Raw genomic sequence first — 21,026 nt, 5'->3', positions numbered from 1 at the left:
GCTATATGGCCTGTTCGGCGTGTGGCTCCGACGCGACGATCGCACTCTCCCTTTCTGCCGAGTATCGCGACTACGCGCCGTCGAACGCCGCGGTGATCGACGTCTGTACGCAGTGTCTCACGGTCGATCCGATCGAAGGTACTGCCGATTCGGTTATCGAACCCGACGACGAGCCCGACTTCTCCCGGATCAGCGACGCCCTCCCGACTCGCCCGGAGCGAGCGATTCCGCTCCTCCTCGCGATCGATCTGTCGTCCTCGCTGGCGACCAACCGATCCGCGATCGAGTCGCTGCTCGAGGACGTCGAACGTGCCGGCACGGACCCGTTGCTGGCGATCGATCGACTCGTCGCGGATCCGACCCTCGAGCCGGCGGTCGACCTCGAGCGACGACGCCACCAGCTCGAACAGCTGCTGTACTAGAAGGGGTTCCCGAAACTACTTCGCCGTCGGCGTTACGTTGTTGCTGACCGCCTGCTTGACCTGCAGCGCCGCGCTCGCGGCCAGTCCGCGGGCGACCTCGTCGCGTTCGTCGGCCGAGATGAGTTCCTCGGTCGGCTCCTCGAGGTCGGGCTGGAAGCCGGCGCTGACGGGATGGCCGATCGGCGGCTGGACGGCGACGGTCACCTGAAAGCCGGCCTGGCCGCTGGCGACGTCGGCGTCGACGATGTACTCGTTTGGCAGGAACTCGCGGGTTCGGGCGGCGATCCGCGACACGTCGCGGCTGAGCGTCCGCCGCTGGGTGCTCGAGAGCTCCGGAACGTCCGCCGCGGCACGCTGACCAGCACCGGTCTCGCCCGGCAGCCCCGCATACGGCGTATTTCCGTTCATGAGAAGTTGTATCCTGTGTATAGGGGCCACAGGTGAAAAGCGTTCGCCTTCGGGCAGCTCAGCAGATCGGCTCGCTCTCGCCGTAGACCGCGAGCGCTAGTGCCGTCGTGTACGTCCCGGCGTCGGCTCGGCTGCTCTCGACGACGACGCTCGGTTCGTCGAAGGGCCAGTCGCGCAGCTCCTGGCCTGCCTCGAGCCCCTCACGGACGCGGCGTTCGACGTCGTCGCGATCCATCTCGCCGGCGGTCTCGTAGAACAGCCCCGGCCCGCCGTCGACGGACTGGTTCCACGCGAGTGCGGCACTCGCCCGACCCGGCCCGGCGGTAGTCGCTCGAGCCTCGACGATCGTCAGGCGCTCGCCCGCAGGACCGAGGTTGGGCGCGGTGCCGACGGCTTCGACATCGGTATCGGCGGGGATCACCGAGGACACCGAGACGAGGTTGTAGTTCTCGACGCCGGCGCTAGCGAGTGCGGCGTCGTAGGAGGCCATCTTCGTGGGTCCCGAACCGGTACCCCAGACGACTCGGATCATGCTCATGGCTGGGGTAGGGGTCGCGCGGCGTAAGGCGTTGCGATCCGCGCGCACAGAAGACACTTGTGCGAGAGGTCGTACAGTTGAGGTGTGAGCCGGTCTCGCCTGAGTAGTCTCTTCGGGCTCGCCGTCGGATACCTGGCATACGCTGTCTCCGGACTCGCGCTTCTGGCGGGACTCTACGTCGGCGTCGCACACGTCGCAGCCCCGGCCGCCGGCTCCGGGGGGAGTTTCGGAACCGCCCTCGCAGTGCTGATGGCCTGTGGCGGCCTCGCGATTTTCGCGTTCGCGTTCGCAAAAGCGGTGTTTCACATGACTCGACACCCGAGCTGGGCGCTCGACCTGAGCGGGTCCGACGACTCGATCCGGTATCGGTGAACGACACGAACAGAAAACGAGAGGGATCGCTACTGGTAGAAGTAGCCCGCCGACGAGATCACGTCGCTCGAGTCGTCCTCCTCGATCTTCTCTAAGGCGTCGAGGAAGTCCTGCTGGCGGACCTCCTCGCGCTCGTTCCGGATCGCGAACATGCCGGCCTCGGTCGCGAGACTCTCGATCTCGGCGCCGGAGTAGCCGTCGGTCTCCTCGGCCAGCGCGGCGAAGTCGACCTCGTCGTCGACGTTCATGCCGCGGGTGTGGATCGCGAGGATCTGCTCGCGACCCTCCTGGCTGGGTTCGGGGACTTCGATGAGCCGGTCGAATCGACCGGGACGGAGGATCGCGCGGTCGAGCATATCGAAGCGGTTGGTCGCGGCGATGATACGGATCTCGCCGCGAGCCTCGAAGCCGTCCATCTCGGAGAGCAGTTGCATCATCGTCCGCTGGACCTCGGCGTCGCCCGATGTCTTGGACTCGGTTCGGGTGGTGGCGACGGCGTCGATCTCGTCGATGAAGATGATAGCCGGCTCGCGTTCGCGGGCCATCTCGAAGAGGTCACGAACGAGCCGGGAGCCCTCGCCGATGAACTTGCGAACCAGTTCCGAGCCGGCCATCTTGATGAACGTGGCGTCGGTCTCGTGGGCGACGGCCTTCGCGAGCATCGTCTTCCCGGTGCCGGGCGGACCGTGCAGGAGCACGCCGCTTGGCGGGTCGATGCCGACCTCCTCGAACAGCTCGGGGTTCGTCAGGGGCTGCTCGACGGCCTCGCGGACCTCCTGGACCTGCTCGTCGATCCCGCCGATGTCGGTGTAGTCGACCTCCGGTCGTTCGGTGATCTCCATCGCCTGGGCGCGGGCGTCGGTCTCGGCCTCGAGGATCGTCTGGATCCCGAAGGAGTCGTTGACGGCGACGCGGTCGCCGGCCTCGACGCGCTCGAGCAGCCGCGGGGAGACGTCGGTCAGGACCTCCTGGTTGTTGCCGTGCTGTTTGACGATGACCTCCTCGTCGATCACGTCCTCGACGGTCGCGATGTATAGCGACGAACTCTTCAGCGTCTCGTTCTCGCGTTCGACCCGGTTTGCCTTCTCCTGGAGGCGCTGTCTGCGGCCCTCGGCATCGTCGAGTTGCTCCGTGAGCTGCTCGTTGATGTCGACGAGATCCTCGAAGTGGTCGCGAAGCGCATCGAGCCGCTCGTCGTCGGGGAGATCGGGGTCGATCTCGCGGTGTGGTCGGTCGGGGATAGACGGGCTTCGAGACATCTGTTATAGGTCGATTAGTTTTCGACGATAAATGTGCCTTTGGGTCGCGGTGGGATTGTGCGGCGGATTCCGTCGCCCGAGGGCGGACACGACGGTATCCGCGCTCGAATCAACACCCCGTTACTCGAGCTCGAGTTCGGAGACGGGGTACTCGAACAGCCGCTCGTCGGTTTCGGCGCAGGTGATCGCGATGACGTCGTGGGAGCGACAGCAGGACTCGACGGTTTCCTCGCCCATGACGACCTCGCCCCCGGCCGTCGGGCAGGTCTCGAGGAACAGCCGCAGACTGTTGAGCAGTTCGCCCCTCGCCCGCGGGTCGTAGTCCGTCCAGTCACTGTCCCACGACTCGAGAACGCGAGCGGCGGTGACGTCGGCGACGAGGGCGGCCCTCGAGGGCCACTTGCCGAGCAGCCTCCCGTCCCGCCGGAGCGTTCGCGCGTCGCCGCCGTGGCCGGTGATCTCGAACGCACCCTCCTCGGCGTCGAATCCGAGGGCTCCCGCGGCATCGGTCCCCTCGAGCGCGTCGGCGTCGATCCGATCGAGCTCCTCGCTCCAGGCGCTCTCGAAGGGGTCGGTCAGACAGAGGTCGTCGATCTCCTCGCAGGGTTCGACGATCCCCTCCTCGAGGAAGTAGGTCTCGGGTTCGGGGGGTTGCGGACGGTCGGACGCGTCCACGGTATCGGTGGCCGTGGAAGCGGCGTCGGAATCAGCGTCCGGCCTGTCGGCGTCGCTGTCGGTCTCGGTGGCGCCGGTTCCCAGCTCTGCACCCGTCTCATCGGCTCGAGATTCTCCCGCGACGAGCCCGCCGCGGATCTCGGGCTCCGGCGTCTTGCCGAACAGCCGGAGTACCCGCTCCGGCAGGTACCGCTTGGTCAGTTCGGGCGTCCCAGGAACGAGATATCCCCGGAGATAGATCGCGGCGGTCGACGCTCCGACGACGGCGGCAGCCGCGATTCTCGACCTGCGTGCGACGGCCGTCCCGATCGCGCCCGCGATAGCGAGGTTGAGTACCGTACACGGCGTACACCGGTTCTCGCCGGTGTACTCCGGTTGCCGGAGGCGATCGACGATGGTCTCTCGCATTCGCCCGTAGCATCTCCCGGTGATCGTATCGCTCTTTCGGTGGTTTCGACGACGGCGAACGGACACCCGCTCGCGCCAGCTCGTCGGATCTCGAGGACGAACGATATAACGGGTCGGGCCGTCTGGGTCGAAGCGTGAATCGGGAACGTCGGCGACCGCTGATCGTTGCCTCGCACGGAGTCGCCGGGATCGCGCTGGTCGGCTACGGACTCCTCGCGGGCGAGGTACTCGCCGTCGGCTTCGGGGCGGTACTGGTCGCGATCGGAGTCGCGTACCTCCGGCTCGATCTTCGAAACGAGCGGTAGCGTCGAAAGCGGCCTACGCCAGCAGGTCCTCGAGCTGCTCGAGCCGTCGGCCGTAGGTCTCGAGCGCGCGGTCGACGGGTTCGGACGAACTCATGTCGACGCCGGCGATCCGCAGCAACTCGAGGGGGTACTCCCGGGAGCCCCGTCGGAGGAAGTCGAGGTAGTCGTCGGCGGCCTCGTCGCCGTTCTCGTCGATGCCGTCGACGATCGCCAGCGCGGCGGAGATCCCCGTCGAGTACTGGTAGACGTAAAAGGCCCGGTAGAAGTGAGGGATGCGCATCCACTCGCGGGCAATGCGGTCGTCGACCTCGGCCGGCTCGTAGTACCGTTCCTTGAGCCCGCCGTAGATCTCGTCGAGGCGGTCGGCGGTCAGCGGCTCGCCTTCCTCCTCGAGACGGTGAGCCTCGTGTTCGAACTCCGCGAACAGCGTCTGGCGGTACAGCGTCGAGCGCACTCGCTCTAAGAACTCGTTGAGCACGTGTTTGCGGAAGTGGGGGTCCTCGACGGTCTCGAGCAAGTGATTGGTCAGCAGCGCCTCGTTGACCGTACTCGCGACTTCGGCCACGAAGATCTCGTAATCGGAGTAGACGTAGGGCTGTTCTTCCTTCGCGAGTTCGGAGTGCATCGAGTGACCCAGCTCGTGTGCCAGGGTGTACATCGAGGCGATGTCGTCCTGGTAGTTCATCAGGATAAAGGGCTGGGTGTCGTACGTACCGCCCGAGTAGGCGCCCGCCTGCTTGCCCTCGTTCTCGTAGACGTCGACCCACCGGGACTCGAGACCCTCAGCGACGCGGGACTGGTACTCCTCCCCGAGGGGTTCGAGGGCGTCGACGACGTACTCCGCGGCCTGATCGTACTCGATGTCGGGCCCCTCGTCGGCGGTCAGGGGCATGTACAGATCCCACATCTGCAGCTCGTCGACCTCGAGGGCCTCGCGTTTGAGTTCGGCGTGACGGTGGAGCTTCTCGAGGTTGTCATTGACGCTGTCGACAAGCGTGTCGTAGACCTCGACGGGAACGTTCGGGCCGTCGAGAGCGGCCTCGCGGGCGGTGTCGTAGTCGCGGGCCTGGGCCATCTTGACGTCGGCCTTGACGCTGTTCTTGTAGGAGGCGGCAACGGTGTTGCGGACGTCACTCCACTCCTCGAAGTAGGCCTCGTAGACCTCGCGTCGGAACTCGCGGTCGGGGCGCTTGAGCAGGTTCGTAAAGTTGCTCTGGGTGATCTCGACGGGCTCGCCCAAGGGATCCTCGACCGTCGGGAACGACATATCCGCGTTCGAGAGCATGTTGTACACCTCCCCCGTCGCTCCTGTCACCTCACTCAGATCCGCCAGTAGGGCCTCGACCTCGGCCGATCGTGTGTGGGGTTTCATCCGCAACACGTCGTCGACGTAGTGGTCGTAGGTCTCGAGTTCGGGAACGTCGTCGACCATCGCGTCGAACTCCTCGCGGGTCAGCGCCTGGAGTTCGGGCTCGATGAACGACGCCGCGGACTGGGCGTCGGCCGCCAGCGACTGCGCTCGGGCGGTCATCGCCTGGTACTCCTGGTCGGTCGTATCCTCGTCGCGTCGCATTCGGGCGTACGAGAAGACGGTCGCGACTTCCCGCATGATCTCGTTTCGAAGCTCGAGGACGGCGTACAGCGTTTCGGCGTCGTCGGTCGCCTCCCCCTCGTAGTCCGCGAGTTCGTCGACCCGCTCGGCGACCGCCTCGTAGGCGGTCTCCCAGTCGTCGTCGGTCGCGTAGATGCTCTCGAGATCCCACGTGTACTGCTCGTCGATCTCGGAGCGCTCTGGAACGGAACTCATGGACGAACGTTCGGAATGAAGCTGGTAAAGGGTATCGAAGCCCCGCGTCGACCACCCGACGGCTTTTGATCGTCGCCGCGAAACGGCGGAGTATGGACGACACCGGCGGATCGACGACTCGCGAGCGCGACCCGACCCTCGAGCGAGCGCTCGGCCGCGCGTGGGCCGACGACCGAACCTGGAACCTACTGAGTCGACTGACCGCCCTGCCCGACCGAATGGGCGGCTCCTCGGGCGAACGGCGAGCCGCAGCGTTCGTCCGCGACAGTCTCGAGGAGGCAGGGGTCGCCGACGTTCGGATCGACGAGTTTTCGATGCGACACTGGCAGCGAGGGACGACCGAGTTCGCGGTCACCGACGTCGATGAGGGGACGGACGCTCCCGCAACCGAGCGCAGCTTCGAGGCGATCGCCCTGCCGTACTGCCCGCCGGGTGACCTCGAGGGGCCGCTGGTCGACGTCGGCTACGGCACCCCCGAGGAGATCGACGAGGTCAACCTGCGGGGTGCGATCGCGGTCGCGAGCACCACGACGCCCTCTGATCGGCGGTTCGTCCACCGGATGGAGAAGTTCGGTCACGCGGTCGCCGCGGGCGCTGAGGCGTTCGTCTTCGCCAATCACGTCCCCGGTCAGCTGCCACCGACGGGCGCGTTGAAGTTCGACGCCGAGGCCGCGATCCCCGGCGTCGGCGTCAGCGCCGAGACACACGACTGGCTCGTCGAGTACGCAACGCAGGACGCTCAAGCCCGACTGCGCGTCGACGCCTCGACGACGGACGGCACGAGCCGGAACGTCCACGGAACCCTCGGTCCCGAGACCGACGAGGAGATTCTCCTCCTGGCTCACTACGACGCCCACGACATCGCCGAGGGAGCGCTGGACAACGGCTGCGGGATCGCGACCGTCGCGGGCACCGCGTCGATCCTCGCAGCACTCGAGGACGATCTCGAGTGTCGGGTTCGAATCGCCGGCGTCGGCTGCGAGGAGATCGGGCTGCTGGGCGCCGAGGCCCTGGCCGAGGACCTCGACCTCGAGTCGGTCCGGGCGGTCGTCAACGTCGACGGTGCCGGCCGCTTCCGGAACCTACAGGCGCTCTCTCACGCCTCGGAACCGCTGGCGGCGCTCGCCGAGGACGTGGCCGACTCGGCCGGCCAGCCGATCGTCCACGACCGGGACCCTCACCCGTTCAGCGATCACTGGCCGTTCCTGCGGGCTGGCGTTCCCTCGCTGCAGCTCCACAGCGAGCCGGCCGACGGCGGCGAGCGGGGACGGGGCTGGGGTCACACCGCGGCCGACACCAGAGACAAGGTCGAACCGCGGAACCTGCGCGAACACGCCATGCTGATCGCACTGCTGGTCCGGGAGCTGACTGGGGCTGAGGTCCCGCGAATTGCGGCCGACGAACTTCGGGAGCGCTTCGAGGACCAGAACTACGTCCCCGGGATGCGGGCGGCCGAGGTCTGGCCGTCGGCGTGGGAGTAGCCGACCCGCTTCGGCGGGCGAGCATATGCAGGCTGTAGCGGTTTGTCCGCAGTTGGCAAAGATCGAGGGAGAACATGACATTCGATCCACCAGTTACGTGTCCTGTCTGCGAGGAGGTTCTGGAGCTAGATCGGGAACTCGAGGACCATCTCGTCGAAAAACACACCCAGCGTGAGGTCGCTCGGTACGTCGTCTCCCGGGAGGATCGAACCGAGCCCGAAGCGCTCGTCAGGTGACGGCCCTCGAGCGGTTTCGTTCTCACCCTCGCATCTCCGCGTCGACGGCGGTTCGGACGACTCGTGCAACGCCCAGCATGGCGACAAAGCAGCCCGCGAACGTCAGCGTCCCGAACAGAAACAGGCCGATCGCGATCGGACCGCCCTCCGACTGGGCGAACAGCGTCGAGATGACGAACCGATAGCTCAGGAAAACGAGGACGACGCCCGCGGCGACGTAGATCGACGCGCGCCAGTAGGCGCCGTACTCCTCGGGAGAGAGCTCCATATGCCGTCGATCGAACGCGGAGGCCAAAAAACGCTCCCCCGCGCAGGGTCGAACGGGAGTTATCGCAGACCGTCCCGGAGCTGTCCCGCAACCCGCGACCCGGTCCGGCGCTCGACCCGGCGACGATCGAACACCGCTCGAGCGCTCGCCGCGGCGTCCTCGTCGACCTCGAACGCGAGATCCGGATAGTCGACGTCGGCGAGCACGAGCGGTTCGGGCGGAGCGGGCGCGATCCCCTCGTGACCGGGCAGCGACTCGGGCTCGAGCGCGCGCTCGAGGTCCGCGAACGACCGCTCACCCGTTCCGACCGATTCGGCGAGCGAGACGAGTCGCCGAACGAGCTCGCGGGCGAAGCCGCCGGCCGAAACGGTGACGACGAGATAATCGCCGTCCCGCATCGCCTCGAGGGTCGGCGAGCGCTCGGTGTTGCGGTCGTCGGGCGTGAGGTTGTGGAAGTCGTGCGTGCCCGACAGCGCGTCGCAGGCGGCTCGAAACCGATCGTCGTCGACGGCGGCTCGGCCGTCTCGAGCGGGCTCGTTCTCTTCGCCTCGGTTCGCGGGCGGTGCGTACAGGTGATACGTGTACTCGCGTCGGGTCGCGTGGTGGGTCGCGTGGAAGCCGTCGGCTGGGTCGGCGGCCGCCCACGCCCGAACGTCGGCCGGGAGTTCGCCGTTGAACGCACGTGGCGTCAACCAACTGGGCGCCTCGAGGCCGACCGTCTGCGCGAGCGCGGAGACACCCGCGTCGGTTCGTCCCGCTGCGGCGTAGCCGGCCGGTTTCCTCGCGTCGGACTCGAGGACACCGTGGGCACGGAGTGCGTCGAACAGCGCGTCCTCGACGGTCGGCACGTCGGGCTGGCGCTGGAAGCCGTAGTAGTCGCTGCCATCGTAGGCGATCCGGAACGCGCGCAGTTCCATCGACTGGATCCAGCGGTTCCGGGGTGTTAGCCTCGTCGGAGCGGTGCCGTGGACTCCGTGCCGTTCGGCGAGACGTCGGACCGGCCTCGGCGGTCCCGGGAGTCGGTCAGTCGGCGTCCTCGAGCGCGTCGACCAGCCGACACAGCTCCGAGACGGCCGTGTCGACGAGCGCTTCGCCCTTCTCTGCGGTCGCGACGGTCGGATCGCCGATGTTCCCGGTAGGCGTCAGTTCGTCCATATCCTCGGCCGTGAGCGACCAGCCAACCTTGTTGTCGCCGAGGGCGTCGTACTCCGTGAGCGGCAGCGACTCCACGGGCGGGTCGACGCGCTCGGCGGCGTCCATATCGACGAGCTCGGGCAGGAGCTCGAGCATGATGCTAGTCTCGAACTCCGAGGCGTGAAAGGAGACCTCACCGGTGCGGATCTCTTCGGCGACCTCCGCGAACAGGTCGACCAGCGGCGCGTGGAACGCCTCGAGGCCGTGCTCGGTCCGCAGTTCGCGGACGACGATCTCGAGTTCGGGATCCTGGGCGAGGTAATGGCCGTTGAGCAGGACGACGTTCTCGATCCCCCAGCGGCCCGCGGAGGCACAGACGTCGGTGACGTACCGCTGGAACGTCTCCGAGGAGAGCGTGAACGTGCCGGGCTTGAACGTGTGGTGGGGGCTGACGCCGTACCAGATCGGCGGCGCGAGCAGGGCGGGGCTGCGCTCGGCGACGCGCTCGCCGATCGCCTCAGGCATGTAGACGTCGACGCCGAGGGGGAGGTGGTGGCCGTGTTGTTCGGTCGTGCCGACCGGGAGCAACAGCGTCGAGGTTGACTCGAGGGCCGTCTCGATCTCCCGCCAGGTCATCTCGGCGACGCGATAGGGGTCGTCGGCACCGCTCGGTTCGTCTGTCACGCCCGTGTCTCACCGCCTGGCGACTAAACGGATTCGGTAGGTTCGGTTCCGATCTCGGCGGACCCGGACTACGGTCCGTCCTGCTCGGGTTCGCTCTCGATCTGGGGGTGAATCGCGTCCCAGTCGCTGGGTCGGACCGGTCCCTCGAGCAGCGGGTCGTCGGTCTCGAGCATCCATCTGATGAGGTCGTCCCGGAGGCGATCCCTGACGTCCTCGTGGTCGGAATCCTCGGCGAGGTTCTCCTGTTCGTGGGGGTCTGCCTCGAGGTCGTACAGCTCGACGTAGGGACGTTGCTCGCAGTAGTACTCCTCACGGACCTCGCTGCCGGCGGCGCTCTCGTAGATGTCGCGGGTGAGGTAGACGCCGGGTAGGTGCCAGAAGTTGCGGACGTACTTGTAGCGGTCCGTGCGGACGGCCCGCACCGGGTTGTAGCGGTCGTGCCAGGTCATCCCCGAGAACAGCTGCTCCCGGGGCTCGTACTCGTCCTCGCCCTCGTCGAGGAGTCGGTCCCGAAAACTTCGCCCGGCGACCTCCGCCGGAACTTCGACGTCGGCGAACTCGAGCAGCGTCGAGAAGACGTCGACGTTGCTGACGAGGTCGTCGACGACGCTCGGCTCGAGTTCGTCAGGGTAGCGCATCGCCAGCGCAGCGCCGATACCGGCGTCGTAACAACAGCCCTTCGCCCGAGGGAACGCCAGCCCGTGCTCGGTCGTGAAAACGACGAGCGTGTCCTCGGCGAGCCCCGCGTCCTCGAGGGCGTCGAGCACCGTTCCGACACCGTCGTCGAGCGCCCCGAGCATCCCCTGTACTTCGGCGATGTCGCTGCGGATCCCCGGTCGATCGGGGAGAAACGGCAGCGGCTCGACGCGCTCCGGATCGGGCGTCTCGTAGCGCTCGGCCTCGAAGCCGAACCAATCCTCCTCCTCGACCCGGTGGAGTTCGAAGAAGCCGACGGAGGCAAAGAATGGGTCATCGTGGTCGCCCGCCGAAAGCACCGAGGCAACCTCCTCGCCGACGTCACGGGCGCGGGCGGTTTCGTGGACCGACGGCGGCGTGTTCACCCGCAGGGACTCCTCGACGTGTTCGTGGTCGTAGCCGAGCCGGTCGGGATACTCGGTGATATGCTGGAGGCCGAATCGGTGGGTCTCGTAGCCGGCCTCGCCGAGCAACTGCGGAAGCAGGCGTTCGTCGGGGCCGATCTCCCAGTCGCCGTGGGCGAGCCCGAGCATCCCGTTCTGGTGGGGGTGGCGTCCGGTCATCAGGCTCGAGCGACTCGGCGAACACTGGGGAGCCGTCACGAAGTGGCGATCGAAGCGGACCCCCTCGTCGGCGAGTCCGTCGATCCGCGGCGTGTCGACGGCCGCCCCGTAGCAGCCGAGGTAGCGCCCCAGGTCGTGGCAGTGCATCAAGAGGATGTTCGGCGGGGCCATTGCTCCGGCGTACGCAACCGGGTCGAGTAAGCGTTGGGCCGGCTACAGCCTGATCGGTCGCCGACGGAGACGGTCATTCGGCCCGATCCGAATCCCTGAATCCCCTGCATTAGCCGGGTCTGGCGCCTTCCCGACGAGAGGCGGAGGTGATATAGTCATGAGCGAACCCAACGAGCGTGACGGAGAGTCACACACTAACGTTCGGAACGTCGTTCTCGTCGTTCTCGACACCGCTCGAGCGAGAAGCGTCAGTCCGGAGACGGCACCGGCGCTGACGACGCTCGCCGAAGAGGGGACGAGCTTCGAGAACGCGTTCGCGACCGCGCCGTGGACGCTGCCCTCACACGCCTCGATGTTCACCGGCTGCTACCCGTCCGAACACGGTGCCCACGGCGGGCACACGTTCCTCGACGACGATCTTCGGACGCTGGCGGAGGCGTTCTCTGAGGGCGGGTACGAGACGGTCGGCGTCTCGAACAACACCTGGATCACAGAGGAGTTCGGCTTCGACCGCGGGTTCGACGACCTCCGGAAGGGCTGGCAGTACATCCAGTCCGACACCGACATGGGCGCCGTCGTCAGGGGCGAGGACGCCCGCGAGAAGCTCCAGGCAACCCGCGACCGACTGTTCGAGGGCAACCCGCTCGTCAACGCGGCGAACGTCCTCTACAGCGAGGTGCTCCAGCCGACCGGCGACGACGGCGCCTCGCGGTCGGCCGACTGGATCGGCGACTGGCTCGAGAGTCGGGGCGACGACCCCTTCTTCCTGTTCTGTAACTTCATCGAGCCCCACGTCGAGTACGATCCGCCACAGGAGTACGCCGAGCGCTTCCTCCCCAAGGGAGCGAGCTACGAGGAGGCCACGGCGATCCGACAGGACCCCCGCGCCTTCGACTGCGAGGACTACGACCTCACCGAGCGGGAGTTCCGGCTCCTCCGGGGGCTCTACCGGGCCGAACTGGCCTACGTCGACGATCAGCTCGCTCGGCTTCGCGAATCCCTCGAGGCAGCCGGCGAGTGGGAGGACACCCTATTCGTCGTCTGTGGCGACCACGGCGAGCACATCGGCGAGCACGGCTTCTTCGGCCACCAGTACAACCTCTACGACACCCTGATCAACGTCCCCCTCGTCTGCCACGGCGGTCCCTTCACCGGCGGCGGGCGACGCCGGGAGCTGGTCCAGCTGCTCGACCTCCCCGCGACGTTGCTCGAGACCGTCGGGATCGACGATCCGGAACTGCTCGAGCAGGGCCACGGTCGGTCGTTCCACCCCGACAGCGACGGCGAGCGACGGGACGCGATCTTCGCCGAGTACGCCGCGCCCCAGCCCTCGATCGACCGCCTCGAGGCCCGCTTCGACGAGATCCCCGACCGCGTGCGGGCGTTCGATCGTCGGCTCCGGGCGATCCGCACCCACGACGAGAAGTACGTCTGCGGCGACGACGGCTTCGAACGCTACCACGACCTCGAGGGCGATCCCGACGAGCGGACCGATCTCGCGGCTGACCGCCCCGAGCGGGTTCGGGAGCTTCGGAAACGACTCGAGGAGCGCTTCGACTCGCTCGAGGCGTCCGAGGCAGGCGGGGAGGTCGAGATGCAGGCCGGAACCAAGGAGCGACTGGCGGATCTGGGGTATCTGTAACAGTCGGTGAGAGGGAGCGTTCGGCGTACTAGTCGTTCAACCGGGATGAACGGTGACCGTCCACAACGGTACGCAGCTCGTGTTCGCTTCCGGCTCGGAGCGTGAACGAGAACGTCGCTCCCTCACCGGGTTCGGAGTCGACCCAGATCTCGCCCCCGTGGCGCTCGACGATACGCTGGCAGAGCGCCAGCCCGATACCGGTCCCCTCGTACGCCCCGTGACTGTGGAGGCGGTCGAATACCGTGAAGATACGGTCCTGATCCTTGGGATCGATACCGATCCCCTCGTCGTCGACTGAAATCACCCAGTCGTTGTGTCTCCGGTCGGCGCTCACGTGAATCCGCGGCGGCTCGTCTCCGCTGTAGGTGATGGCGTTGTCGAGCAAATTCTGGAACAGCTGTCGGAGCTGGCTGGCGTCGCCCTCGAGACGCGGCAGCTCCTCGACCGTCACTTCGGCATCGCTTTCGACGATCCGAACGTGGAGATCCTCGAGCACGTCCTCGAGGACGGCGTTCAGCTCGATCGACTCGACCGAATCGTTCCGTGTATCGACCCGGGAGTACTCGAGTAGCCCCTCGATCATGTCGCGCATCCGGTCGGCACCATCGATAGCGAACTCGATGAACTCTTCACCGTCGTCGTCGAGATCGTCCCTGTATCGGCGTTCGATGAGTTGGAGATAGCTCGAAACCATCCGCAAGGGTTCCTGGAGGTCGTGGCTGGCGGCGTAGGCGAACTGTTCGAGGCGCTCGTTGGACACCTCGAGTCGTCGCTCGAACTGCTTGCGCTCGGTGATATCGGCCAGGGCGCCAGGGAACGACACCGGAGTACCATCGTCGTCGTACTCGACGTGGCCGCGCGCGACGACCCACCGGAGGTTGCCGTCGCCGTCCCAAACCCGATACTCCTCTTTGTACTCTTTACCCGATTCGATAGCGTCCTCGATCTTCCGTTTAACCCGGTCGCGATCGTCCTCGTGGATGGCCGAAATGAACTGGTCGAACGAGACGCCCTCGGTGGCCGCCTCGGGATCGATCCCGAACGTCTTGGCGAACGACGCGCCCGTGACCATCCGGTCGTCGGGAATGTTCCACTCCCAGGTCCCGACGGCGCCGGCTTCTGCCGCCGCCTCCAACCGCTCTTTTGCATCCTCGAGATACCGCTCGCGTTCGACCCGCTCGGTTACGTCGTTCGCCGTACCCAACCATCGTGTGATTTCGCCGTTCTCATCCAGGAGCGGCGTAGCACGCGAGACGATCCAGGCAACTGTGTCGTCTTTGCGAACAATTCGGTGTTCCAACTCGAAGCTGCTTTTCGTGCGAATGGCTTCGTCGATGGTCCGCTGAACGCGCGGCTGGTCTTCGGGCGGAACGTACTCATCGACCCACGACGGCCCTTGCTCGTCGATGTCCGCGAGGAAATCTGCCCCCTCTAAACTGTGCACCTCGCTCCAGTCTGCGTTCGTACTGAACACCGCATCCGACGTGGTAGTGACCAGCGCCCGGAAGCGTTCTTCGCTCTCGCGCAGTTGTTCGTACGCCTCCCGTTTTGCCTGTTGTAGCAGCTCCTGTCCGCGCAACACGATATCCGACGCGAGCTGTGACTCCGCCGTGTCCGGTACCTCTAGCCGCTCCTGGTCGCCGTCCGCCTGGAGTTCCTGGACGATCGGAGTGACGTCCTCAACACTGTGAATAATGTAATCGATCTCGCCCGTCGTGGTGAGCACGGGTGAGTTAGTCGGGCTCCACCAGCGCTCTTCGAACTCGTCGCGGTCGGACGTGCGGTCGGGGATCGGATAGTGCGTCACCGGCATAACGTCGGCCTCTCCGGTCTCCGCTACTCTCTCGAGGGACTCGCGCAGGTTTTCGACGCCCTCGGCTGGATCGTCGGGATTGTTCGGAAAGATCTCGAACAGCGACTTACCCAGGATCTCCGCCCGATCGGTCATCGTCGCGTCCAGATAGGCATCGCTCACGGCCACGGCTTCGTAGTCGCCGGGCTGTACGATGAGATAGTTGCCGGGGACGTTCTCGAACAGTCGACGAAAGGTCGATTCGGTCGTTTCCGTTTCCGCCTGGTTGCGCTCGTCAGTTTCGCGAACGGTTCCGACCGCTCCCTGTGCGGGATCACTCGCGTCGAGTGCGTTCACCCGCACTTCACAGCGAATCTGTTCCCCCTCGGCGGTCTCCAGGGTGAGCCCGAGCGGCTCGCTTCGCTTGGAGTCGTTCGCTCGGAGACGGCTGATCTCCTGTTCGATCGTCCCGCTGTCGCCGCCGAAGAGCACGGACACGTGCTCGCCGAGCAGCTCCTCTCGTGTGTATCCGGTTATCTCGACGATGACGTCGTTGACCGAGACGAGGTGGCCGTCGACGTCGAGTCGATAGATCCCGTCGTCAACCGCCTCGACGAGGGTACGATAGTGCTGGAGGGCCTCGGTGTCATCCATCTCTCCCCAGAACGTCATTTCGGAAGACCCGGCCCGGTCACTCATGTGTTTGCCAAAGACCCTCTACCCGGATAAGGTCCGTGCTCGGACCGTTCCCCGTACTGTTCGGCAGTTTGAGACCGCCAGTACCGCATCGATAGCCTCGTCGTCACGTTACCGTCACTCGTCATGGTCGATCGCTACGCTTTACAAACCGAGCCCGGCCTATTCGTCGTTCGCGTTATGTGCTCTTGGTAACTCGCCGAATGATGACGGCCCCTTGCTTCGTCCGCAGCCCTCTCGGCTCCGCCACCGAGCACCGTTATAGTCCTGTCTCTTATACACATCTCTNTTATAGTCCTCCGTCGTCTTACGGAAAGATGTGTCCGATACCCGCGCGGAGACGAGCAGTTGTCGGCTCTGTGGCGGCGACGTCGACGGCGACGAGCGGTTCTGCTCGAGGGGCTGTCGGGAGATCCACGAGACTCTCGGCGAGCCGCCCGAGGACGGCACCGACGAGCGGTCCGCCGACGCGACAGGCTCGAGCGCCCCGCCCGACGACGCAGCCCGCGCGTTCTTCCGGATCGACGGGATGTACTCCGCGCTCTGTGAGGCCTACCTCGAGTCGATCGCCGAGAAACGGGAGGGCGTTCTCGAGGCGAGCGCGAGCTACGTCAGCGAAACGGTGCGGGTCGACTACGATCCTGCGCTGACTTCGGCCGACGAGCTTCGGGTAACTCTGACCACGACCGGGTACACGGCCTACCGCCGGGAGGGGATCGCCGGCGGGAGCGCCGAGGACAGCGGGGACGACTCGAGCGAGACCACCCACCGGTCTCGGGAGATGACGGGGCTTCGCAAGCGACGCACCGACGACGTCCTCGAGATGCGCTACGTCGTCGGGATCGTCTTCGGCTCCTTCCTGCTGGTGCCGTACGTCACGATCCTCTACCCGGTCTATCTCGCGGACGTCGTCGACTGGCGGTTTCTCGCACCGTACGAGGGGGCGTTCGCGACCCTCGACGGGCTGATACTGCTGCCGCTGTTTCTGTCCGTCACCGGCGCCGTCCTCTACCTGAGCGGGATGCCCCTGCTTCGGGGAGCCTACGTCAGCCTGAAGCTCCGCCGGCCGAACACCCAGCTGCTGGCCGCCGTCACCGTCGTCGCCGCCTTCGCCTACGGCACCGTCTCCCTCGCACTCGGCCGGAACGATGTCTACTACGACCTGACGATCCTGGTCGCCGCGACAGTGATGGCGGCGCTGTTCTACGAGGCGACGGTCAAACGGCGGGCGCTAGCCCGACTCACCGACCTCACCGTCTCGGACGTCGGCGAGGCGCGCCTGCTCGAGGCCGACGGGACGACACGGACGGTGCCGACCGAGCGGCTGGCCGCGGACGATCGGCTGCTCGTCCGCGAGGGCGAGCGGATCCCGGTCGACGGCCGGCTCGCGGAGGGGAGCTGCACGGTCGACGAGGCGGTCGTCACCGGGGAGTCGCTCCCGGTGGCGAAGCGGGCGGGCGACGACGCCGTCGGTGGCTCGCTCGTCGTCTCCGGCGCGGCGGTCGTCGACGCGGCCGACAGAACCGAGAGCAGCCTCGAGCGCCTCACCGAGACGGTCTGGGACCTCCAGAGCGCGACCCACGGCGTCGGCCGGCGGGCCGATCGACTCGCCGCGCGTGCGACCCCGCTGGTCGTCCTCGCCATGGGGGGCGTCGGCGCAGCCGCGCTCGCGCTGGGCTGGGACGCGCCGACGGCCGTCACGGCCGTTCTGGCGGCCGCGATCGTCGCGAGCCCGTGGGCGCTCGGTCTCGCGGCCCCGGTGTCGGTCGCGACGAGCATTCAGGAGGCCCTGGATCGGGGGATCGTCGTCTTCGACGAGACGGTGTTCGAACGGCTCCGCGAGGTCGACGTCGTCGTCTTCGACAAGACGGGGACGCTGACGACCGGCGAGATGCGGGTGCTCGAGGCCGACGCGCCACCGGAGCTGCTCAGAGCCGCGGGCGCGCTCGAGGACCGGGCGGCCCATCCGGCCGCGACCGCGATCCGAGACGCCTTCTCCCACGGGAACGACGCCGAAGACGGCGAGGACGGAGCCAACGCGGGGGAAACGACCGTCGGCGACGGTGCCGGCGTTCCGCCGACGGTCCGGGAGTTCGACTCCCACGAGACGGGCGTCGAGGGCATCGTCGACGGACGACGGGTGCTGGTCGGCCACCCGGACCTGTTCCGCGAGCGGGGCTGGACGCTCGAGGACGAGCTCGCCTCGCGGGCTGCGATGGCTCGCGAGAACGGACGACTTCCGGTCCTCGTCGGCGCCGACGGTCGCGCGAGCGGGCTCGTCGTCGTCGGCGACGAACCCCGCAGCGAGTGGGTCGAGAGCCTGACCCGGATCCAGGAGACGGGCGTCGAGGTCGTCGTCCTCACTGGCGACGACACGGCCGCGAGCGCGTTCCTCGAGCGTCGGGCCGATCTCGAGGTCTTCGCGGATGTCCCGCCGGCCGGCAAGACCGCGGCGATCGATCGGCTGGCGGCCGATCGACGGGTGGCGATGGTCGGCGACGGGACCAACGACGCGCCCGCGCTGGCCGCGGCGGATCTGGGGATCTCGCTCGGCGGCGGAACCGCGCTCGCGGCCGACGCCGCCGACCTCGCGATCCTCGGAGACGACCTGGCCGGCGTCGAACGGGCGATCTCGCTCGCTCGAGCCGCGGGGGATCGCGCCACCCAGAACCTCTGGCTGGCGCTTTCGTACAACGCGATCGCGATCCCGGTCGCGCTGGCCGGGCTGTTGAGCCCGCTGATGACGGCGGGCGCGTTCGCGGTGACCACGTCGCTTGTCGCCGCGAACGCCTCGCGACCGCTGCTCGACCGGTAGCGCTCGAGTGCGCGGAGTAACGGAGGGTTTCCCCTCGAGATCGCGAAGCGGCAACCGGGCGGGGCAAGGCCAACCTACAGGACGGAACGCCCGCATCTCGCGGATGAATGGCCGACGACACCCTCGGGCGACGACGGAGCTACGGGATCGTCGTCGCCGCGACGCTCGCCTACACCTGCCTGATGTTCGTCTGGTTCTCGCTGCCGGCGTACCTCTCGACGATCATCGCGGAGCTCGAGCTGTCGGGCACACAGGCCGGCGTCGTCACGGGTGCGGTGCCGTTGACCTACATCCCGCTAGCGCTGTTCTCGGGGCTGGCGGTCGATCGGATCGGTCCCGGCCGGAGCCTCGCGGCCGGCGCGGCGATCTTCGGCGTCGCGCAGGCGGGTCGGAGCGTCGCCGAGGGGTTCCCGTCGTTGCTGGCGCTCACCCTGCTGCTCGGAGTCGGCGCGACCGCGATCACGTTCGGGCTGCCGAAGCTCGTCTCGACGCTGTTTCCGCCGAGCCGGACGGGGTTTCCGTCCTCGATCTACCTCGTCGGTGCGTCGGCGGGGACCGCGCTCGCCTTCGGGGTCGGACGGCCGATCCTCGGCCCGTGGCTCGGCGGCTGGCGTCCCCTCTTTCTCTGGAGCGGGCTCGTCGCGATCGGCTACGGGCTCGGCTGGTACCTCCTCGCCCGGCGGCTGGGGCTCGACGACCGCGCCGCGGCAAAGGACGCGAACGAGAACGACCACGGCGACCGATCGCCCCTCGAGTCGATCCGCCGGGACCTCCGGCTGATCCTCACCCACCGGGAACTGCAGCTCGTAGTCGTCGTCGGGACGATGTACCTGCTGGCGAGCCACGGGATCCAGGGCTGGCTCCCGACGGTGCTCGAGGCCCGGGGCGTCTCGCCCGGGCTCGCGGGCCAGACGACGAGCCTCTTCGTCGCGGCCTACGCCGTCGGCATCTTTACGGTACCGGCGCTGGCCGACCGCTACGAGGCTCGCCCGTCGGCGCTGATCGGCTGCGGTATCGTGTTCTGTGTTGGGATAGTCGGTATCGTGCTCGCCGATCGGATGTGGGTCGCGCTCCTGGCGAGTATCGTCGTCGGCGGGCTCGGCGTCGGCGGGCTCTCGCCGCTCGTTCGAGCGATCCCGCCCGCGCTCGAGGGGATCGGCGCGCGGCTGACGGGCACTGCCGTCGGCTTCATCTTCGCGGTCGGCGAGATCGGTGGCTTCCTCGGTCCGGTGCTGATCGGGACGAGCCACGACCTGACAGGCTCGTACGCCCCCGGACTGGGACTGATCGCAGCGGCGGGGATCGTGGTCGCGGCCGCGGGCGCGGCGCTGCGTCGCCTCGCCGACTGAGGTCCGAGGGACGTATGCAGGACATCGCCTGAAGAGGCTCCGGTTCCTAACGCCAGTATGGCCAGTATCCGTATCGGTTCGGCGTTCGGCATTCCGATCAAGCTTGGCGTCTCGTTTCTCCTCGTCGTTCCGCTGTTAGCCTACCTCATCGGCGTCCAGATGGAACTTACCGTCCAGTTGCTCAACGACACCTTCGGCGCGGGGATCGATCCGGCCCCGCTGACCGACGGCGCGACGCCGTGGCTGCTCGGGCTGGCGGCCGCGCTCGGGCTGTTCGTCAGCGTCTTCTTCCACGAACTGGGACACGCGCTGGCTGCCCGCCGCTACGACCTCGAGACCCAGTCGATCACGCTGTGGTTCCTGGGCGGGCTCGCCCAGTTCGCCGAGATGCCCGAGGACTGGCACAAGGAGTTCGTCATCGCGATCGCGGGCCCGATCGTCAGCGTCGCGGTCGGTGTCGTCTGCTACGTCGGGTTCGTCCTGCTGCCCGCCGAGTTCCCGGCGGTGCTGTTCGTGCTCGGCTACCTGGCGATACTCAACGTCGTGCTGGCGATCTTCAACATGCTCCCGGGGTTCCCGATGGACGGCGGCCGGGTGCTCCGGGCGCTGCTCTCGCGGAACCGCTCCCGACTGGAGGCAACGCAGATCGCCGCCGGCGTCGGGAAGGGGTTCGCGCTCCTGCTGGGATTCGCCGGCATCATCACCCTCAGCATCTTCTGGATCGCGATCGCCTTCTTCATCTACATCGCCGCCTCGAGCGAGACCCAGCAGATCTTCGTCGAGACCGCCTTCGAGGGGTTGTCCGTCGCGGACCTGATGACGCCCGCGGCGCGGCTCGATACGGTCACGCCCGAGTTTCCGCTCGATCGGCTCCTCGAGCGGATGATGCGCGAGCGCCACACCGGCTACCCCGTCCTCGAGGACGGCGAGCTCGTCGGCATCGTCACCCTCGAGGACCTCCAGGAGCGGGCTGACGACGCCGACGACGTCGTTGCGGACGTGATGTCGACCGACCTCGTCACCGCCGCGCCTACCGACGAGGCGACGTCAGCCCTGCGGACGATCCAGCGGGAGGATATCGGACGCATCCTCGTCGTCGACGACGACGGCTCGCTCGCGGGGCTGCTCTCGCGGACGGACCTGATGAAGGCCCTGGAGATCGCCCAGCGGAGCCGCTCGATCCCGGCCGAGCCGCGGTCGCTCGAGCAGTGAGCGCCCGCCGCGGCCGCAGCCGCGACTCCCGTCGGCGACGGTTCGACTGCCGGGCGTAGGTCTTTGGGGCGCGTGCTCGTGGTACGAGCGAAC

The 21,026-nt window shown here is 67.3% G+C and carries 19 protein-coding genes; 9 read left to right on the top strand and 10 right to left on the bottom strand.

The genetic code is table 11. The features are described from left to right. The first annotated feature begins 5 nt into the window (after nt 1–5). Nucleotides 6–422 carry a DUF6276 family protein gene (locus tag C491_RS01505; protein ID WP_005553228.1) on the top strand — a complete coding sequence of 139 codons (417 nt, stop codon included), beginning with the start codon at nt 6–8 and terminating at the stop codon, nt 420–422. Nucleotides 423–437: 15 nt separating this feature from the next. On the opposite strand, the gene C491_RS01500 is transcribed toward C491_RS01505, so the two are convergent. Continuing rightward, on the bottom strand, nt 438–830 hold the full coding sequence (locus C491_RS01500) for a DUF5811 family protein (RefSeq protein ID WP_005553227.1): 393 nt from the start codon (nt 828–830) through the stop codon (nt 438–440). Nucleotides 831–888: 58 nt separating this feature from the next. Next, the gene (locus tag C491_RS01495) at nt 889–1,368 is read right to left on the bottom strand and encodes a pyruvoyl-dependent arginine decarboxylase (protein WP_005553226.1); all 480 of its coding nucleotides are present in this window, start codon (nt 1,366–1,368) and stop codon (nt 889–891) included. An 84-nt stretch (nt 1,369–1,452) separates the two neighbouring features. On the opposite strand from C491_RS01495, the gene C491_RS01490 reads away from it, so the two are divergent. Then, a complete protein-coding gene (locus C491_RS01490; protein ID WP_005553224.1) occupies nt 1,453–1,740 on the top strand; it encodes a hypothetical protein in 288 nt (95 codons plus the stop codon). A gap of 29 nt (nt 1,741–1,769) precedes the next feature. Here C491_RS01490 and pan2 read toward each other — a convergent pair whose 3' ends face one another. Both pan2 and C491_RS01480 read right to left on the bottom strand, forming a co-directional pair. Further along, nucleotides 1,770–2,999 carry a proteasome-activating nucleotidase Pan2 gene (gene pan2, locus C491_RS01485; protein ID WP_005553222.1) on the bottom strand — a complete coding sequence of 410 codons (1,230 nt, stop codon included), beginning with the start codon at nt 2,997–2,999 and terminating at the stop codon, nt 1,770–1,772. Between the two features lie 120 nt (nt 3,000–3,119). Then, nucleotides 3,120–4,082 (bottom strand): hypothetical protein, encoded by a 963-nt coding sequence (locus C491_RS01480; protein ID WP_005553219.1) that lies wholly within the window; start codon nt 4,080–4,082, stop codon nt 3,120–3,122. A gap of 134 nt (nt 4,083–4,216) precedes the next feature. Between C491_RS01480 and C491_RS22840 the strand changes: the two genes are divergently transcribed. After that, nucleotides 4,217–4,387, top strand: coding sequence for a hypothetical protein (locus C491_RS22840; RefSeq protein ID WP_160167133.1), 171 nt, complete (start codon nt 4,217–4,219; stop codon nt 4,385–4,387). A gap of 13 nt (nt 4,388–4,400) precedes the next feature. Here C491_RS22840 and pepF read toward each other — a convergent pair whose 3' ends face one another. Further along, complete coding sequence (pepF, locus tag C491_RS01475) at nt 4,401–6,194, bottom strand: oligoendopeptidase F (RefSeq protein WP_005553216.1); 1,794 nt, start codon at nt 6,192–6,194, stop codon at nt 4,401–4,403. A 92-nt stretch (nt 6,195–6,286) separates the two neighbouring features. On the opposite strand from pepF, the gene C491_RS01470 reads away from it, so the two are divergent. Next, nucleotides 6,287–7,675 carry a M28 family metallopeptidase gene (locus tag C491_RS01470; protein WP_049891356.1) on the top strand — a complete coding sequence of 463 codons (1,389 nt, stop codon included), beginning with the start codon at nt 6,287–6,289 and terminating at the stop codon, nt 7,673–7,675. 74 nt (nt 7,676–7,749) lie between these two features. Beyond that, on the top strand, nt 7,750–7,911 hold the full coding sequence (locus tag C491_RS23080; protein WP_005553212.1) for a hypothetical protein: 162 nt from the start codon (nt 7,750–7,752) through the stop codon (nt 7,909–7,911). A 22-nt stretch (nt 7,912–7,933) separates the two neighbouring features. Here the strand turns inward: C491_RS23080 and C491_RS01465 are convergent, their stop codons facing one another. The 4 genes from C491_RS01465 to C491_RS01450 all read right to left on the bottom strand — a co-directional run bounded on the left by C491_RS01465 (nt 7,934) and on the right by C491_RS01450 (nt 11,427). After that, on the bottom strand, nt 7,934–8,179 hold the full coding sequence (locus C491_RS01465) for a hypothetical protein (RefSeq protein WP_005553210.1): 246 nt from the start codon (nt 8,177–8,179) through the stop codon (nt 7,934–7,936). A gap of 59 nt (nt 8,180–8,238) precedes the next feature. Further along, the gene (gene truA, locus C491_RS01460; protein ID WP_005553208.1) at nt 8,239–9,096 is read right to left on the bottom strand and encodes a tRNA pseudouridine(38-40) synthase TruA; all 858 of its coding nucleotides are present in this window, start codon (nt 9,094–9,096) and stop codon (nt 8,239–8,241) included. 106 nt (nt 9,097–9,202) lie between these two features. Beyond that, nucleotides 9,203–9,997 (bottom strand): creatininase family protein, encoded by a 795-nt coding sequence (locus C491_RS01455; protein WP_005553206.1) that lies wholly within the window; start codon nt 9,995–9,997, stop codon nt 9,203–9,205. 68 nt (nt 9,998–10,065) lie between these two features. Further along, nucleotides 10,066–11,427 (bottom strand): sulfatase family protein, encoded by a 1,362-nt coding sequence (locus C491_RS01450; protein ID WP_005553205.1) that lies wholly within the window; start codon nt 11,425–11,427, stop codon nt 10,066–10,068. Between the two features lie 157 nt (nt 11,428–11,584). Between C491_RS01450 and C491_RS01445 the strand changes: the two genes are divergently transcribed. Then, nucleotides 11,585–13,069 (top strand): sulfatase family protein, encoded by a 1,485-nt coding sequence (locus tag C491_RS01445; RefSeq protein WP_005553204.1) that lies wholly within the window; start codon nt 11,585–11,587, stop codon nt 13,067–13,069. A gap of 28 nt (nt 13,070–13,097) precedes the next feature. Here C491_RS01445 and C491_RS01440 read toward each other — a convergent pair whose 3' ends face one another. Then, nucleotides 13,098–15,515, bottom strand: coding sequence for a PAS domain-containing sensor histidine kinase (locus C491_RS01440; RefSeq protein ID WP_005553203.1), 2,418 nt, complete (start codon nt 15,513–15,515; stop codon nt 13,098–13,100). Nucleotides 15,516–15,876: 361 nt separating this feature from the next. Here C491_RS01440 and C491_RS01435 point away from each other — a divergent pair, with 361 nt between their 5' ends. The 3 genes from C491_RS01435 to C491_RS01425 all read left to right on the top strand — a co-directional run bounded on the left by C491_RS01435 (nt 15,877) and on the right by C491_RS01425 (nt 20,933). Beyond that, nucleotides 15,877–18,372, top strand: a complete 2,496-nt coding sequence (locus C491_RS01435) for a heavy metal translocating P-type ATPase (RefSeq protein WP_005553202.1) — start codon at nt 15,877–15,879, stop codon at nt 18,370–18,372. Between the two features lie 107 nt (nt 18,373–18,479). After that, entirely contained in the window at nt 18,480–19,721 is a 1,242-nt protein-coding gene (locus C491_RS01430) for an MFS transporter (protein ID WP_005553201.1), read from the top strand. Between the two features lie 57 nt (nt 19,722–19,778). Next, complete coding sequence (locus tag C491_RS01425; RefSeq protein ID WP_005553200.1) at nt 19,779–20,933, top strand: site-2 protease family protein; 1,155 nt, start codon at nt 19,779–19,781, stop codon at nt 20,931–20,933. Nucleotides 20,934–21,026 lie beyond the last annotated feature (93 nt).

This window comes from Natronococcus amylolyticus DSM 10524 (assembly GCF_000337675.1).
GTDB classification, from domain to species: domain Archaea; phylum Halobacteriota; class Halobacteria; order Halobacteriales; family Natrialbaceae; genus Natronococcus; species Natronococcus amylolyticus.
Note: the sequence above shows the minus strand (reverse complement) of the source record. Positions and strands in the feature narration are given on the sequence as shown.